The organism is Luteitalea pratensis (assembly GCF_001618865.1).
GTDB lineage: Bacteria > Acidobacteriota > Vicinamibacteria > Vicinamibacterales > Vicinamibacteraceae > Luteitalea > Luteitalea pratensis.
The window spans coordinates 6476078-6491936 of the sequence record NZ_CP015136.1 but is presented as its reverse complement, the minus strand read 5'-3'; the positions used below and the strand labels follow the sequence as shown (position 1 = coordinate 6491936).

Below are 15859 nucleotides of genomic sequence, written 5' to 3'. Positions count from 1 at the left end.
ATCAGTCGGGTGCCCACTGACCGAGAGCTGAATGACATCGCAGCGGACTCTTCGCCGTTCCATTACCTGCGCCGGGATTGGCCTGCACTCGGGCCACCGCGTCACGTTGACGCTTCGTCCCGCCCCTGCCGACTACGGCATCCGCTTCCGTCGGGCGGACCTCGGGGGCCTCGAGATCCCGGCCCGGGTCGAGCATGTCGCCAGTCTCAACTACGCCACCGGGCTGTCCTTTGCCGGCGCCAGCGTCGAGACCGTCGAGCACCTGCTCGCTGCACTGGTCAGTCAGGGCGTCGACAACGTCGCGATCGAACTGAACACCCCTGAAGTGCCGATCATGGACGGCAGCGCTGCCCCCTTCGTGTACCTGCTCCAGGAAGCGGGCATCAAGAAGCTGGGCGCCCCCCGTCGCTTCCTGAAGGTCCTGCGCCCGGTCAGCCTCGCGCGTGGCGACAAGCACATCGCGATCTACCCGGCCGACGAGTTCCGTATCAGCTACACGATCAGCTTCGATCATCCGCTGCTCCGTCACCAGAGCCGCTCGATCGTGATCACGCCCGACACCTTCGCCGAGGAACTCGCTCCGGCCCGCACCTTCGGCTTCCTCAAGGACCTCGAGATGTTGCGTCAGCAGGGGCTGACGCTTGGCGGCTCCCTCGACAACGCAGTCGTGCTCGGCGAGACCGGCGTGCTCAATAACACGCTGCGCTTCGAGGACGAGTTCGTCCGGCACAAGATCCTCGACACGATCGGCGACCTCGCCCTGATCGGCGCGCCGATCATCGGCCATGTCGTCGCCCACCGTGGCGGCCATGCCCTCCACACCGCGCTCGGGACCGCACTGCTCGAGCAGCGCGACGCATGGACCTACGTCGAGGCTCCGCAGGCTGTCACCGACGTCGTCGGCGTGCCGGTCACGGTCCACGGCTGAACGTCGAGGTCTTCTCGTCATCCCCCCCTGGGCGGCCCATGAGGGCCGCCTTTTTTTGGCCACGGGACAAGCGGTTCGCTTTCGGGGGGACCCGTTGCGCCTGTCCTGCAGGACCGTGTCGAGGTCGTCCAGTTCACGCAACCGGGGCGCCATTTGCTGATCTGCGCGGTGTTGCCGCACTGGGTCAACGACAAGGTGCACGGCTGGGTGAACGTTCTGCCGTAGCGGCCTCCGCCCTTTCGCCTCGGCCTTCGTCATTCGGCCGTCGGCCTTCGTTTTCTCCAGTCTCCTTCCAACTTTCCCTTCGACAGGCAAGAGTTCGTTCGGTCGCCGGTACTCAGTACCCGTACGCCCTCCCCCGTACCCCCGTACCTTGTGCCCGGTGCCCGGTGCCCGATGCCCGGTGCGCGGCGACAATTGGATCTGCCGGGCGTGTTGAGGGCGCGCACCCGGTGCCCGGTACCCGGTGCCCGGTACCCGGTGCCCGGTGCCCGGTGCCCGTGTCTGTTAACACTTCCCCCTGGTGGTACCGTCCTCAACACAGCTGGTGTCTCACTGTCCCGCAGAGCGTCCGGCCGATCGCGCGTCCGCGTGGTCGCCGCAAGACGATGTGCCGTTCGTGCAAGCGGCCCAGTCGGGTGACGCTGCGTCGTTCGACACCCTCTACCGTCGACACGCGCGGTTCGTGCATGGTGTCCTGCTCGGCCTGGCGACACGGACCGACGTCGAGGACCTCGTGCAGGAGGTCTTCCTGACGGCGTGGCGGCAGCTCGGCACGTTGCGTGACCCGGCCGCGTTCGGCGGATGGGTGGTCACGATCGCGCGTCACCTGCGCATCGATCACGTGCGTCGGCAACGGCCGCTGGAATCGCTCGATGCGGAAGCCGGCGATGACGCACGTGCGGGACCGCGCGGTCGCCGCCATGCACGCGAGCAGGAGGCCAGCGCCGTTGACCATCTCGAGGCGCAGCGGGCCATCGCGGCGATTCGGACACTCCCCGAGGCCTACCGCGACACGCTGGTCCTGCGGCTCGTGGAGGGAATGACGGGGCCGGAGATCGCCCGTTCGACCGGTCTCACGCCCGATTCGGTGCGCGTCAACCTGTGCCGGGGCATGAAGCTGTTACGGCAGGCGCTCGATGGCACTGCTGCGACGAGGACCCGCTGATGGAGCCGATGGACGACGAGTATCTCTGGGACCGCACGGGACCGCCCGATGAGGACGTGGCGCGCCTCGAGGCGCTGCTCGCACAATTCGCCGCCCCGTCGGCCGAGGAGTGGGCACCGCTCGCGTTGCCTGGGACGCGTGTGTCGAACGAGACGGCCGTGTCCTGGCGCACATGGCTGGCCGCCGCCGCGCTCGCGTTGATCTCGATCGGCACCGCATGGCTCACGCCACGCCAGGAGTTGCCAGGTGACCCCTGGCGCGTGGCCCGCGTCGAGGGCATGCCGACCATCGCCGCGGCGCCGCTCGCGCGCCATTCGCAGCTCGTACCCGGCCGCTGGCTGGAGACCGACGCGCGCTCGTCTGCAGTCGTGTTCGTCGGCCGCATCGGCCGTCTCGAGGTCGAGCCCGGCTCTCGGCTGCGCCTCGTGACGGCCACGCCGGGTGAGCATCGCGCCGAACTCGTGACCGGCACGATCCAGGCGCAGATCTGGGCGCCTGCGGGCCAGTTCGTCATCGATACGCCGTCGGCGACGGCGATCGATCTTGGCTGCGCATACACGTTGACGATCAACTCGCACGGCGTCGGCCTGATCACGGTGCAGGGCGGGTGGGTCGGGTTCGAGCACAACGGGCGCGAGGCGTTCATTCCTGCAGGCGCCACCGGGCGAACGTACCCTGGCCGGGGCCCCGGCACGCCCACCTACGCCGAGGCCAGCGCCGCGCTGCGTGCCGCCATCGACACCATCGATCAGGTCGATGACGCCGCGGCCCAGGCCGCCCCGCTCGAGACGGTGCTGCGCGAGGCACGGCCCGAGGATGCCTTGACGCTCTGGCACCTCCTCGATCGCGTGGATGTGTCGCTCGAGCCGCTGGTCGTTGATCGCCTGTCGGCCCTGGCGCCGATGCCGCCGGGCGTGACACGCGACGGCGTCCTCGCCGGCAACCGCGACATGCGCGATGCCTGGTGGGACGCCCTCGATCTCGGCACAGCCGACTGGTGGCGCACCTGGCGCCAGAAGTGGAACCCGTAACTGAACGCTTGAGGCTTGAGGCTTAAGGCTTGAGGCTTGACGCCTACGGCCTGCAGCCTGCGGGCTACGTTCTTCGCCGATCTTGACGTTCCAATGCTTGAGGTAGGCCGGGCTCTCCGAGCCCGGCCTGCTGAATGCTGCGTTGGAGACCCGCCGATGTCCGGCTCCGCCGAGCGGCGGGCTCGGGAACGGACCCTGCTTCGGCGCTAAACGTTCAACATTCAGGGTTGGTCGGCGTTCCGTCAACGTTCGGCGTTCAACGTTCAACGTTCGTCGAGGTGGTTAACACTCTGCTGCCGCCCTCGTCCTCCTTACATCGGTCACTCATTGCTTGCAGGAGGTCACATGTCCAGAATGCCATCGGTCGCCAGTGCCCTGGGAGTTGTTGCGCTGCTCATCACTTCGGCTGGTCCGGCTCTTGCCGGCCCGCCGCTCATCTGCCATCCGTTCGACATCGGCACGGCGCAGTCGCTCCCGTTCGGCGACACGCAGAATGGCTGGAGCGCCTGGCAGGCGACGCTGCCGTCCTACGACCGCTCGAAGCTGGTCGACGACACGCTCGCGTTGCTGACGCCCAGGACACCCGTCATCGTGCGCATGGAGACGCTGCGTCGCGCTTCGGCCTACTCGGTCGACGACAAGGCCATCGCCACGCGCTTGCTCTCCGCGCTCGAGGCTCGAACGACGAAGATGCCGAAGACGCCGGCCGAGGGGCTGGCATCCTTCGACTACGGCTACCTGGTAGAGACCTACCGCCAGCTCGGACAGCGCGGCGTAGCGGTCAAGGCGACCATCGACGGCGTCGATGGCTACGCGCTCGTGAAGGCGGCGCTGGCGCAGATGCCCAACGACGCGGGCATCCAGTTCGCGGCGGCGCTGATCACCGAGTCGCCAGCCACGCGTGCGCAGCACGCGGAGCACCTGCAGAAGGCCAAGGAAATGGCCAAGTCGGACGCCCTCGTCGCGCGCAACGTGGCGACGCATTTCGCGAACTGAGTCAGGATCGGAATTCCGATCGTAGGGCGCGTCATAGACCCGCCGATGTCCGGCTTCGCCGGGCGGCGGGTTCCCCGAACGCGCCGTGAGCGGGCCGCTCGGGGAGCGGCCCCTACCGTCCCCTACCCTTCGATGCGCAGTTCCCGCAGCGTTACCTCGGAGCCGCACGACTCGAACCAGTCGATGCCCTCGCTCACGAGATCCAGCTTCAGGTGGTACGTGCCAGGGGCCAGCGGCGGGATCTCCATGCGGAGATCCTGCCAGCTGCCCGCGGCGACCGTGTGCGGCAGCGAGGCGCGCACGAAATCGCGGTCGCGGAGCGTGCGGTCGCCATCCAGCAACTGCGCGCCGACGCGCACCAGTCGACGACCATACGTCGCGGTATGAGGAAAGGCGCGCTGGCTCAGGTTTCGCACGCGCAGGTCGAGGGGGAGCGGCACGCCGGCACGATGGACCAGCGATTCATCACGCGAGGGCCCGCGCACTTCGATGCGGGCCCGCGGCGTGGCTCCAGTGATGGCGTTGCCGAGGTGATTGTCTTCCCACACCTCGTGACGAATCCGCTGCCAGTCGTCGGTGCCAGGCGCGAAGCGGCGGGAGAACGCATGCTCCGGGTGATCGGTGATCTCCCAGCACAGGCGATCGACGCCGATCTCGGTCGCCAGCGTTCGCGCCCGTTGCATCTCGGCGTCGTTGTCGTTCCATTTGAAGAGGATGTAGCGCCAGTTCACGAACGGCACGTCACGCCCGAGCGCGCGCTTCTCGTCCATCACGGCGCGCAGGTTCTTCATCACGTGATCGAACCGGCCACGCTGCCGGTACGTCGCGTACACGTCCTGCGAGGCGCCGTCCACCGAGAACGTCACCTCGTCGATCCCCGACCGCACCAGCCGGCGAGCAGACTCCTCGTTCAACGCGCCGCCGTTGGTGGATGTGTAGAGATAGATGTGCGGATACTCGCGCTTGACGATCTCGCACATCTCCACAGCGCGCTTGTGCAGGAACGCTTCTCCATAGTTGAAGAAGTCGATGCGCTCAAGCGTCGGGCCGACCTCGGCGAGCACGCGCATGAAGAGGTCGACGTCGAGCATGCCGGCCTGGCGCGTCTTCGTGATGCCGGTCTCTGGCGCGCAGCACGAATCGAGGCAGGAGACGTTGCACGCCGCCGTGCATTCCACGTACATGCGCGACGGCAGCGGCGAGACGGCCAGCGATCGCTGTGGCGCCGCTTCGTGGTCCTCGAGCGGCAGCTTGAGGGGGCAGTCGCCGCAGAACGTCGAACCGCCGGCATTGAGATCCTGGCGCAGGCGGGTCGCAGTCGGGCCGTTCCAGACCTCGCCGATAGTGCCGGTGCGCGAGTCCCCGAGCACGCGCTTGCCGTAGGGATCAGCACACCCGCAGACGACGCGGCCGTCACAGAGGAGGACGGCCGTACTCCAGGGCCAGGAGCAGGTGAAGCGAGTGGCGAGGTGGTTTTCAGACATCGTCGTCGGGCAACTTCTTGAGCAGCGCGCCGAGGCGCTCGTTCTCGTAGGTGACGGTGTTGAGGAACAAGCTCTCGATGAAGTAGGCGCGCAGTTCGTCGGGCGACAGCTGATCGGCGAGGTGCTGGATCTCGCGCATCATGTCCTCGAAGGTCCGGGCCAGCTCGTGGCGCACGGTCACTTCCTGGAAGAGGGTCTCGACCACTGCGAGCAGATCTCCGTCCAGGGTGATGTCGATGCCGGTGCTGGTCTTGATGGCGCGCATGGGTCTCAGGCTCCGAAACTCGCCAACGCACTGTCGGCGTCGGGGTGCACCTCGATGAAGTTCTGCGTGCCGGTCATCGTCAGCATCGTCTCGACGCGTTTCTGCACGCCCGAAAGCTTCACCTCGCCACCCGCGCCACTGATTTGCCGGTACAGGTCCATCAGGCAGCCGATCGTCGCGCTGTCCAGGTAGGTCACCGGTGTCAGGTCGATCAGCACCTTGCGCTGGCCCTGCTGCACGAGCCCGGTGACGATGGTGGCGAAATCCGACAGGATCGGATACACCATCCGGGCCTCGTGGACCCGGACGACTGCCACGTCCTCGTGCTGCTCGGTCGTAAGGTTCATTTTTTCGCTTGGCTCCGTTCCAGCGCTACTCGCGTCGGCCAGCGGTGGCGCGGCGCGGCGTGGAGAGGCCCGACTCCTGCAGACGGCGGATCTGCCGGGCAAGTTCCGTCCTCCCCCGGTTGATGCGTGACTTGACCGTCCCTTCGGGCAGGTCGAGCATCACGGCAATCTCCTGGTACGACAATTCCTTGATGTCGCGCAGCAGCACCGCCGACCGCAGGGTCGGGGCGAGCTGGTTGAGGGCGAGCCGCAACAGGGCCCGCTGGTCCTCGCGCTCGATGCCGGCGAGCGGACCCGGTTCAGCCTTCGTCGCCGTGCCCATCTCCCGCGAATCGACGTCGCGCGAGATGGTCTCGCGCTCCTTCCTGACGCTGCGGTAATGGTCGATGCAGAGGTTCCTGCTGATGCTGATGAGCCAGGTCTGGAAGTTGGCGCGCCGGTCGAACGTGTGCAGCGACTTGAAGATCTTGACGAAGATGTCCTGCGTCAGGTCTTCGGCTTCGTCGTGCTTGCCCGTGAACTTGTAGGCGACGTTGAACACCTTCCGCCAGTGCTGACGGACGATGCGGACCCACGCATCCTGATCCCCGGCAAGGCAACGCTCGATCAGCGCATCGATTTCCGAGGGGGGTTGTGTGGGGTCAGACGTCATGGAAGAGGGACGGGTCGCATGATATCAGGGCAGTCCACCTCCAGCGTATGATCGACGGGTGGCGGCACTCGACACCACGCAGGCTCCCGTCTTCGCCCTCGACCAGGTCCCCCTCGAGCCCATCGCGGCCGCCGAGGGCACCCCCTGTTACGTGTACAGCGCGCCCGTCGTGTCGCGGCGCCTCGCCGCATTGCAGCAGGCCCTGGCCGACTGTGCGTGGCCTCACGCAGTTCACTACGCGCTGAAGGCGAATTCGTCGCTCGCCATCGCACGCCTGATTCGCGACGGGGGCGCACATGCCGACGCCAATTCCATCGGTGAGATCGCGCTCGCAACCCGCGCCGGGTTCCGGCCCGACCAGATCGTCTTCACGGGCGTCGGCAAGTCGCCGCAGGAACTGGAACGGGCGGTCTCGCTCGACCTGAAAGCGATCAACGCCGAATCCCCTGGCGAACTCGACCGGATCGATGCGCTGGCCCGATCGCAGGGACGCCGCGTCCGGGTGGCGCTTCGCGTCAACCCGGATGTCGACGCACAAAGCCATCCGCACATCAGCACCGGCCTGAAGACCAGCAAGTTCGGCGTCCCCCTCGACGATGCCGCGGAGGTGTTGCGGGCCCGCCGCGACGCGGCCGGTCTCGAGATCATCGGCGTGCACGTGCACGTCGGCTCGCAAATCACATCGCTCGGGCCGCTGTGCGCCGCCGCCAGGAAGGTCGCCGACCTGGCCGTGGCGCTGCGGGCGGAGGGCTTCCCGCTATCCCATCTCGACCTCGGCGGCGGCCTCGGCATCGTCTACGAGCAGGGCGGCGACGTGCCCACCTACGAGGCCTTCGCACGGGCGCTCGTCGACGTCGCCCGCCCCACCGGCCTCACGCTCATCGTCGAACCGGGTCGCACGCTGGTTGGCCCGGCAGGCGTGCTGCTCGCACGCGTCATCGACGTCAAACCGCACGCCGGCGGCGGACGCTTCGTCGTCCTCGACGCGGGCATGACCGAATTGATGCGGCCTGCGCTCTACGGCGCGTTCCATCGCATCGTGCCGGTGCATGCCGCCGACCGCCCGCTCGTTCCCTGCGACGTCGTCGGACCGGTCTGCGAGAGCAGCGACACCTTTGGCCGTGTCCGCGAACTGCCGGAGCCACACGTGGGCGACCTGATGGCGATCATGGATGCCGGCGCCTACGGCGCGGTGATGTCCAACACGTACAATCGCCGGCCGCTGCCTCCCGAAGTGCTCGTCGAAGCCGACGGCAGCTGGCGGGTGATTCGTCGCCGTCCGACGCTCGACGACATGTTCGCGCTCGAACAGGCATGACACGCGGCCGCCTCATCGCCTTCGAGGGGCTCGACCAGAGTGGCAAGCAGACGCAGGCCCTCCGCCTGCGGCAGGCGCTGAACGCGAACGGCCTCGGCGCTGTCAGCTTCGACTTTCCCGATTACGGGACGCCGATTGGTCGCGAGATCGGCGCGGCCCTCAGCGGGCAGCGCGCGTTCTCGCCCGACTGCCTGCAACTCCTCTTCGTGGCGAACAGGTGCGAGCATCGGCCCGCAATCGAGACTGCGCTCGCGGCCGGGCAGTGGGTGGTGTGCGATCGCTATCTCGCCTCGTCCATCGCCTACGGCGAGGCGCAAGGACTCGATCCGGAATGGCTCGGATTGATCCAACGCGTGCTCCCGCCCGCGGACCTGACGGTGCTGCTCGACATCGCGCCTGAGGTCGCCGCCGCTCGCAAGCAGCAGCAGCGCGACGCGTTCGAGCAGGACCTCGCCCTGCTCGGCCGGGTGCGCGCCAGCTACATTCGCCAGGCGTCGGCGGCGCCGGGATGGTACGTCGTCGACGCCGCACGCGACCGCGACGATGTCACGCGCGACGTCATCGATCTCGTCGGCGGCCTGTAGGGCGCGCGGAGCCGTTACTTCCAGCCGGACAGGTTCTCGGGCTTCACCGGGAGATCCCAGTGCGCCTCGAGCACCTCGAACCGTCGCCGTTCTTCCGATTCGAACTTTTCCTTGTCCGGAAACAGTTCCTTGAGGATGGCGCTGTTGTCGAAGGGTGCCAACGCCGTGGCGGCGTCCTTGAAGGAGATCGTTACCCGCATGTCCCACCGCCCGTCCTCGGTGCCGTGATAGACCGGGTAGTCGATGGTGACGCGTACGATGCGCCCGAGTCCCTGCTCCTTCATCAACACGGGGTAGTGGTTCTTCCTGAACAACGCCTTGAACTCGTCGAACGTGCCCCACTTCGTCTTGTAGTAGTACTCGACGACGAAAGGCTGCGCAGACGACGTCGCAGCGGCGGGTGCCTGCGCGTGCGCGAGCGGCGCGATGCCGGCGAGCAGCAACAGGGTGAATGCGAAGGGGCGGATTGAATGCATCGGTGGGTCTCCTGTCCGAGAGTGTAGCCGCCGTGCCCGTCGACCTGACTTGTCCGCCGTAGCCTTGGCGAAGGTGGAAGGTCTACGCATGGCCACGTGTACCCGTTGGGTAGGGACCGCTCTCCGAGCGGTCCACCTCCGCACGATCGACTCACTGCGACAGACCGCTCTGCATGCATGGGGACGGACATGGACGCCTCAGAGAGGCGTCCCTACCTTGATTCCGTCCGCGCGACGGTCGCCGCGCGCACCTCGCGTACTCCTGCCTCACGCAAGACCCGCGCGCACGAAGACAACGTGGCACCCGTCGTCACCACGTCGTCCACGAGCAGCACGCGCGCTTTCGAGAGTTCACCTCGCAGGGACCGTCGACTGCGTGCCGTGAGACGTGGAGCGATCGTGAAGGCGTCGCGGACGTTGCGGCCGCGGGTGTCGGCGTGCAGTCCGGCCTGCGACGTCGTCCAGCGCCGACGCGCGAGGGCGTGGCCGACGGGCAGTCCGAGGTGTTGCGCGATCCGCTCGGCCTGGTTGAATCCCCGCACGAAGCTTCGCCACGGATGCAGCGGCACCGGGACCACAAGATCGATTTCCTCGAGGCGCACGTGCGGGTGATCGGCCAGGCGTGCGGCGAGCGGTACCGCGAGCGTCTGATGGCCGGCGTACTTGAAGGCGTGGACGATGGCGCGCATCGGCCCGTCGAAGCGGGCGGCACAGGCCATGGCGGCAAGGTGGGGTGGCCGGTCGTCGCAACGGCAGGCGAGTCCGAGCAGGCATGCAGCGCCGCACGTCTGGCAGAGGGGCCCGGCATACCACGGCACGGCGTCCCAGCACGCTCGGCAGACGGGCCCCTGCGTCGGGCACGCGAGGACCTCATGGCAGGCTACGCAGCGCGCCGCGATCAGGAACGCGACGGCTGTGTCGAGCAGGGAAGCGCCCGGCGGCTCAGCGAACCTCGGCTGCCATCTCGGTGCGGGCGGCGGTACCCCAGAGCCGGTCGAGGGAGTAGAACTCGCGCGTGTCCGGCATGAAGACGTGGACGATGAAGTCGAAGTAGTCGAGGAGGATCCACTCGGCACGGTCGTAGCCCTCGACGTGCGCGGGGCGGAGGCCCTGTGCCTTGAGTTTCTCTTCGACGGCATCCGCGATGGCCTGCACCTGGCGGATGTTCGTGCCGGTGCAGATCACGAAGAAATCCGTGAAGGCCCCGGCGCCTCGCAGGTCCATCAGCGTGACCCGGGTGGCTTTCCTGTCCAGGGCCGCATCGATCACGCCTCGGACGTCGTCGGGAATCGGGGCAGGCTCGTGTTCGGCCCGCTGCGCGTCAGTCTTCGCCATGCAAGCGTCTCGCCGCCGGTTGATGGGTGTACAGGCCGTGTCGGCGGATATGCGCGGCCACCGAGGCCGGCACGTCGGTGCCCGCCTCCTTTCCAGCAAGGATGCGTTGTCGGATGTCCGTGGAGGACACGTCCGGCGTGTCGGCTTCGACCAGCCAGATCGCCCGTGAATCGGTGGACGCGGGGCTGCTGTCGGTTGCCGTGTCTCCGGCGATCCTCAGTCGTTGCGCCACGTCGGGTTGCGCGAGGACGTCTGGCGGAAGTGCATGACCGGGTCGCGTCACCACGACGAAGTGACCGGCGTCGAGCACGTCCGGGAAGCGGTGCCACGTGTCGATTCCTGCAAACGCGTCGGCCCCGGTGATGAAGAAAATCTGCGATGCCGCGAAGCCCTCGGCGGCGAGCGCCTGCAGCGTGTCCCACGTGTAGGTGGGGCCTGGCCGTGCCAGTTCGAGGTCACTGGCCACGAGCAGCGCGTCCTCGGACGCGGCGAGCGCCGTCATGGCGAACCGGTGCCACGGGGAGGCGTGAGGCGACCCCTTGTGGGCCGGAACGTGCGAGGGCATCAGCCATACGGCGTCCAGCGAGAGAGCCCGGGCCGCGGCGTGGGCGGCGGCCACATGACCAGCATGCACTGGGTCGAGGGTGCCACCGAGCACCCCGAGGCGCAAGGGGGACCGCCTCATGCGTCGGGATCAACAGGCTCGGCTGGGACGTTCAGGCCCGGCTCGTCCCTCTCAGGGCCGCCCGCGTTGGTCGAGTGTGCAAGCTCCGCGGCCGGGCGCGTCGTCTTCGCCAGGGCTTCGGCCGCCGAGGGATAGCCGGCCCCACCATGCGGGCTCGGAGCGTCATCGCTGCCGTCGGCTTGACCAGCGTCAGCGGCTTGCCGGCTACGCTGCAAGGCCCGCTCGGCACTGACGTGCTGCACGTACGGCCACAGCGTCTCGAGCAGGGCGGGCACCCCCTCGCCGGTGACCGCCGAGATCGCATGGAAGGTCAGGCCCAGAGCGGCTGCGTGCTCGCGCAAGGCCTCGAGCCGCAACGGATCACCAAGGATGTCGATGCGGTTGGCCGCCACCACCTGCGGTCGCGCGGCGAGCGGAAGCGCATCCGGGTCGAGCGTATCCGCGTTGGGCACGTACTGCTCGAGCTCGCGGCGGATGACCTCGAGTTCCTCCACCGGGTCCCGGCCGGAGGCCTCGCTCACGTCGACGATGTGGAGCAGCACCTTGGTGCGCTCGACGTGGCCCAGGAAGCGATGGCCGAGGCCCTTGCCTTCGTGCGCGCCCTCGATCAGGCCAGGGACGTCGGCCATCACGAAGCTGCGGTCGTCGCTGAGTGCGACCACGCCCAGGTTGGGCACGAGCGTGGTGAAGGGGTAATCGGCGATCTTCGGCTTGGCCGCCGAGACACGGGCGATCAGCGTCGACTTGCCCACGTTCGGGTAGCCGATGATGCCCACGTCCGCGAGCAGTTTCATTCGCAGGCGGAGCTTGAACACCTCGCCGGGCATGCCGGTGTCGGCACGCCGCGGGGTGCGATTGGTGGACGACGTGAAGCGGGCATTGCCACGGCCACCGATGCCGCCCTTGGCGGCCAGCACCCGGTCGCCGATACCGATCAGGTCCGCGAACTGGTGCGCGTGGCCGAACTCGTCGATGCGGTAGGCGACCGTACCGGGAGGCACGGGCAGTTCGATGTCCTTGCCGGACTTGCCGGTGCGCAGCGAACCTTCGCCGTTCGCGCCGCGCGGGGCATCGAAATCGGGATGGAACCGGTAGCTGACGAGGGTGTTGTGGTGCGGGCTGGAGAGCAGGTAGACCGACCCGCCGTGACCGCCATCGCCGCCATCGGGGCCGCCACGCGGAATGAACTTCTCGCGGCGGAAACTGATGGCGCCCCGTCCGCCGTGACCGGCGCTGACGTTGATGTCGACTTCGTCAACGAACATGCGCGGGTCCGGGACGGCCTGGGGCTGTCCCGATGGCCGTTATTCTGCGGCGACCGGGTGGACGCTGATGAAGCGGCCGCGTTCGCCGTGGTCTTCGAACTTGACCACGCCCCCGACCTTCGCAAACAGCGTGTCGTCCTTGCCGAGCCCGACGTTGCTACCGGCGTTGAAGCGGCGGCCACGCTGCCGGACGAGGATCGACCCGCCGGTGACGATGTTGCCGTCGTGCTTCTTCACGCCCAGACGCTGCGAGTTGCTGTCGCGTCCATTGCGCGAACTGCCCTGACCTTTTTTATGAGCCATGACGTACGTTCCCAGCACCAGGGCCTCGGAAGAGGCTGGCGCGGCATGGGCGCGTCGTTGCAGCGCCCCAGACTTCTCAGACCAGAATGTCGGTGACCTGGATCCGCGTGTAGGTGGCGCGGTGACCCTTGGTCCGGCGCATGCCCTTGCGGCGCTTCTTCTTGAACACGCGGATCTTCGGGCCGCGCGACTCGCCGGCCACGGTGCCAACGACTCGGGCGCCGGCCACGAAGGGCGCGCCGACGAGCACATCGCCGCCGTCCTGTCCCACGAGCAACACCTGCTCGACGGTGACTTCCTGGCCTGCTTCGACGTCGACGCGGTCGACGGTGACGATCTCGCCCTTGGTGACCTTCACCTGGCGGCCGCCGCTTTGAATGATGGCAAACACGGTCGTTGCTCCTGCGCGCTGCACTGCATGGGTCCGAGGTTCGGACCCGGCAAAGACAGCGAGTCTACCACATGGGAGACGTTGCGGGGAATGCTGAAATGCCTGAATGCCGCGAATGTCGAAACCAACGGGTGCGCCGACCTGAAGGTCGGCGCCTACACCCCCGGCGGAGCCGTCACACCTGGAGAAGCGGACGCCGCTACTTCAGCATGATTCGCGAACCGCGGACCCTCGTCGTGCTCAGCGTGTTCAGGAAGGACGGCAGCACCGCGTCCATCTGCTCGAAGAACGACGACAAGGCCGGCACGTTCTGCTGGCTCGGGTAGAGCCGCTCCTCGCGGTAGCTCTCCTGGTACAACACGGCGCCGCTGCGTCCGTCGATGAACACGAGCTTCGGGCGCAGAATGTAGCCCTTGCGCTCCATGTAGACGCGCGTCGGGACGACAGTCCGCCGCCCGAACTGGTCGTACACCTCGCGCTCCTGGGTGACGATACCTGAAGCCTGGTGGGGCCGGAAGATGACGGTCCCCGTCACGATCAGCGGCTGCTGGAATTCCTCGCCTATCTTCTTCCAGTAGGCGGCGTTGGCAAACAACGGCTCGTACGCCTCGAGATCCTTCTCATCGAGGATCTTCTCCGGAAACTGCATCCCGGAGGGCACGTCCGACGCAGCTGGCGCGGGTCCCGCGGCGCCGGGCGTCGCAGGCCCCCTGGCCTGGTCGCGGGCGACCTGCTGGAGCGGCAGGGGGTCGGCCTCGATCACGCGCAGGCGGCTCTTCGTGCGCAACTGGCTCCGCAGCAGCCGCACCGTCTCCATGTTCGCGTCGACGTCCTCGGCTCCGCCCGAGATGAAGCCGACCACGTGCACCCGCGAGAAGGGCGTGACGTCGAGCTTGGCCTGGATGGGAGTGTCGATTGGCACCTCGAATGTCGAGGTGCAACCCACGCCCGCCGCCAGCACCGCGCCCGCGAGCGCGAGGCTAGCTCCCCGAAGTCCCGGTGTTCCTCTTGGCGCGGTCATTGATTTCCTTGAACAGATCGTAGTTCTGCTGAATCGAGAGGTTCTGCGGCTCGAGCTCCAGCGCCTTTTCGTAGGCCTTGCCCGCCTGCTCGAACTTCCCGAGCTGCTCGAACGCGATGCCCAGGTTGTTGAAGGCCGCCGCATACGTCGGATCGATCTCGGTGGCGCGTTCCCACCGGAACACCGCCTCCTGCCACAGCCCCTTTTGCGCAACGGTGATGCCGAACTCGACCTGCGACTTTGCCTGGTCGCGGGGGTTTTGCGCCGACGCGACACCGGACGCACCCAGCACCACGGCCAGCGCGAGCATCCAGGAACGGGTCTTGGTCATGGGAGTGATTGCCACTATACACCTGTGCCCCGAGGTCCCTGATGGCAGTTCCTGCCACCCGCGGAAGCGCCAGATCAAAGGACGCTCGGGAAGCCGATTCAGTCGCCGTGGCGGGTAGTTTGCACAGCCGGGGAGGGCGATGATCGAGAGTTCGAGAATGGACGCCGTGGCGCTCGCGCTGGCCGCCGGCGCCCGGCCGGCCCTGTCCGCCGCCGCGCTCAAGGCGAGGCTGCCGTCCTGGCCGGTCCTGCCTCTGCCCGAGAGTCTGGAGGTGCTCGGCATGCAGGGGCCCGGCGCCGTCGCTCACTGGCGTGCCGAGGCGGGCCGTGTCCTGGATCGCGCCGCGCCGCATGGCTACGACGTCCGCTGGCCCGCACATCCCGCGTATCCAGCCCTGCTCGGCACAATCGTGGATCCGCCCCTGTTGCTCTGGACCCGTGGCGACGCCGCGCTGCTCGACGCGCCCGCCGTCGCTCTCGTGGGTTCGCGCGAATCGACGATGGGAGGCCGCGAGGTGGCGTTCCGGCTGGCGGCCGATCTGGCTGCGGCCGGGGTGCTCGTCGCCAGCGGGTTCGCTCGTGGCATCGATGCCGCCGTGCACCGGGGCGCCCTGTCCACGGGCCGCTCGATGGCCGTGCTCGGTTGCGGCCTCGACCAGCCCTACCCGAGCGACCACGGCCCGCTCGGCGGCGACATCGAGGCCGCCGGCGTGCTCGTGAGTGAGTTTCCGCCCGGCGCGCCACCCCTCTCGCACCATTTCCCGCTGCGCAACCGTGCCTTGAGCGGCCTCTGCCGCGCGGTCATCGTCGTGCAGGCCGCGCGGCGGAGCGGTTCGCTGATCACCGCCCGACTCGCGCTCGAACAGGGGCGCGAGGTGATGGCGGTGCCCGGCGATGTCCGCACTGGCGCCAACGCAGGCGGTCACGCCCTCATCCGGGACGGTGCCCGCCTCGTGGAATGCGCGTCAGACATTCTGGAAGAGCTTGGTTGGGCGCGCGTCGCGCGTGCCGAAAGGGCGGAGCGAGGCGATGACGACAGGGAGCATGGGGGCGTGCAGGGGACTTCGGAAATGGGTGTCCCAGCGGCCCCGGCGGCCGCAGCGCTGCTGAGGCAGGTAGCGCGGGAGGACGGTGTCACGCTCGATGAACTGCTGGTCGAGACGGGGCGGAATGGCGGGGATTTACTGGGTGAGTTGCTCGATCTGGAACTCGCCGGACTCGTTCGTCGCGATGCCGCTGGTCGATTCTTGCGCGCTGAACGGAAGTGGTAACGTAAAGTT

20 protein-coding genes are annotated in these 15859 nt (G+C 67.8%); 7 read left to right on the top strand and 13 right to left on the bottom strand.

What is annotated here, in order from left to right:
• The first annotated feature begins 31 nt into the window (after positions 1-31).
• The 4 genes from lpxC (at position 32) to LuPra_RS27380 (ending at position 4123) form a co-directional block, all read left to right on the top strand.
• Positions 32-928, top strand: a complete 897-nt coding sequence (lpxC, locus tag LuPra_RS27395; RefSeq protein ID WP_110173706.1) for a UDP-3-O-acyl-N-acetylglucosamine deacetylase — start codon at positions 32-34, stop codon at positions 926-928.
• Positions 929-1475: 547 nt separating this feature from the next.
• A complete protein-coding gene (locus tag LuPra_RS27390; protein WP_234800582.1) occupies positions 1476-2096 on the top strand; it encodes an RNA polymerase sigma factor in 621 nt (206 codons plus the stop codon).
• Positions 2096-3127: a FecR family protein gene (locus LuPra_RS27385; RefSeq protein WP_110173704.1), complete on the top strand. Its 1032-nt coding sequence runs from the start codon at positions 2096-2098 to the stop codon at positions 3125-3127. Before LuPra_RS27390 ends, LuPra_RS27385 begins: the two co-directional genes overlap by 1 nt.
• Positions 3128-3472: 345 nt before the next feature.
• Entirely contained in the window at positions 3473-4123 is a 651-nt protein-coding gene (locus LuPra_RS27380; RefSeq protein ID WP_157899753.1) for a hypothetical protein, read from the top strand.
• A 122-nt stretch (positions 4124-4245) separates the two neighbouring features.
• Here the strand turns inward: LuPra_RS27380 and LuPra_RS27375 are convergent, their stop codons facing one another.
• Genes LuPra_RS27375 through LuPra_RS27360 form a run of 4 tightly spaced genes read right to left on the bottom strand, consistent with a single transcriptional unit; the run spans position 4246 to position 6871 of the window.
• Positions 4246-5607 (bottom strand): radical SAM protein, encoded by a 1362-nt coding sequence (locus LuPra_RS27375; protein ID WP_110173702.1) that lies wholly within the window; start codon positions 5605-5607, stop codon positions 4246-4248.
• Positions 5600-5872 (bottom strand): hypothetical protein, encoded by a 273-nt coding sequence (locus LuPra_RS27370; RefSeq protein ID WP_110173701.1) that lies wholly within the window; start codon positions 5870-5872, stop codon positions 5600-5602. The genes LuPra_RS27375 and LuPra_RS27370 overlap by 8 nt, the downstream gene beginning before the upstream one ends.
• Positions 5873-5877: 5 nt before the next feature.
• A complete protein-coding gene (locus LuPra_RS27365) occupies positions 5878-6219 on the bottom strand; it encodes an STAS domain-containing protein (RefSeq protein WP_110173700.1) in 342 nt (113 codons plus the stop codon).
• A 25-nt stretch (positions 6220-6244) separates the two neighbouring features.
• Positions 6245-6871, bottom strand: coding sequence for an RNA polymerase sigma factor (locus LuPra_RS27360; protein ID WP_110173699.1), 627 nt, complete (start codon positions 6869-6871; stop codon positions 6245-6247).
• A 58-nt stretch (positions 6872-6929) separates the two neighbouring features.
• Between LuPra_RS27360 and lysA the strand changes: the two genes are divergently transcribed.
• Both lysA and tmk read left to right on the top strand, forming a co-directional pair.
• Positions 6930-8189, top strand: coding sequence for a diaminopimelate decarboxylase (gene lysA, locus LuPra_RS27355; RefSeq protein WP_110173698.1), 1260 nt, complete (start codon positions 6930-6932; stop codon positions 8187-8189).
• On the top strand, positions 8186-8773 hold the full coding sequence (gene tmk, locus LuPra_RS27350; RefSeq protein WP_110173697.1) for a dTMP kinase: 588 nt from the start codon (positions 8186-8188) through the stop codon (positions 8771-8773). The genes lysA and tmk overlap by 4 nt, the downstream gene beginning before the upstream one ends.
• Before the next feature lie 14 nt (positions 8774-8787).
• On the opposite strand, the gene LuPra_RS27345 is transcribed toward tmk, so the two are convergent.
• The 9 genes from LuPra_RS27345 to LuPra_RS32350 form a co-directional block, all read right to left on the bottom strand.
• Entirely contained in the window at positions 8788-9249 is a 462-nt protein-coding gene (locus LuPra_RS27345; RefSeq protein ID WP_234800581.1) for a hypothetical protein, read from the bottom strand.
• Between the two features lie 212 nt (positions 9250-9461).
• Positions 9462-9968: a ComF family protein gene (locus LuPra_RS27340; RefSeq protein WP_110173696.1), complete on the bottom strand. Its 507-nt coding sequence runs from the start codon at positions 9966-9968 to the stop codon at positions 9462-9464.
• 223 nt (positions 9969-10191) lie between these two features.
• The gene (rsfS, locus tag LuPra_RS27335) at positions 10192-10584 is read right to left on the bottom strand and encodes a ribosome silencing factor (RefSeq protein ID WP_110173695.1); all 393 of its coding nucleotides are present in this window, start codon (positions 10582-10584) and stop codon (positions 10192-10194) included.
• Entirely contained in the window at positions 10571-11269 is a 699-nt protein-coding gene (gene nadD / locus LuPra_RS27330; protein WP_110173694.1) for a nicotinate-nucleotide adenylyltransferase, read from the bottom strand. Before nadD ends, rsfS begins: the two co-directional genes overlap by 14 nt.
• Positions 11266-12534, bottom strand: coding sequence for a GTPase ObgE (obgE, locus tag LuPra_RS27325; RefSeq protein WP_110173693.1), 1269 nt, complete (start codon positions 12532-12534; stop codon positions 11266-11268). The genes nadD and obgE overlap by 4 nt, the downstream gene beginning before the upstream one ends.
• A gap of 39 nt (positions 12535-12573) precedes the next feature.
• Complete coding sequence (gene rpmA, locus LuPra_RS27320; protein ID WP_110174899.1) at positions 12574-12837, bottom strand: 50S ribosomal protein L27; 264 nt, start codon at positions 12835-12837, stop codon at positions 12574-12576.
• A gap of 76 nt (positions 12838-12913) precedes the next feature.
• Positions 12914-13228 (bottom strand): 50S ribosomal protein L21, encoded by a 315-nt coding sequence (rplU, locus tag LuPra_RS27315; RefSeq protein ID WP_110173692.1) that lies wholly within the window; start codon positions 13226-13228, stop codon positions 12914-12916.
• A 199-nt stretch (positions 13229-13427) separates the two neighbouring features.
• On the bottom strand, positions 13428-14249 hold the full coding sequence (locus LuPra_RS27310) for a hypothetical protein (protein ID WP_157899752.1): 822 nt from the start codon (positions 14247-14249) through the stop codon (positions 13428-13430).
• Positions 14209-14580, bottom strand: a complete 372-nt coding sequence (locus LuPra_RS32350) for a tetratricopeptide repeat protein (protein ID WP_157899751.1) — start codon at positions 14578-14580, stop codon at positions 14209-14211. Before LuPra_RS32350 ends, LuPra_RS27310 begins: the two co-directional genes overlap by 41 nt.
• 166 nt (positions 14581-14746) lie before the next feature.
• Here LuPra_RS32350 and dprA point away from each other — a divergent pair, with 166 nt between their 5' ends.
• Positions 14747-15850, top strand: a complete 1104-nt coding sequence (dprA, locus tag LuPra_RS27300) for a DNA-processing protein DprA (protein ID WP_162472840.1) — start codon at positions 14747-14749, stop codon at positions 15848-15850.
• Positions 15851-15859: the final 9 nt, after the last annotated feature.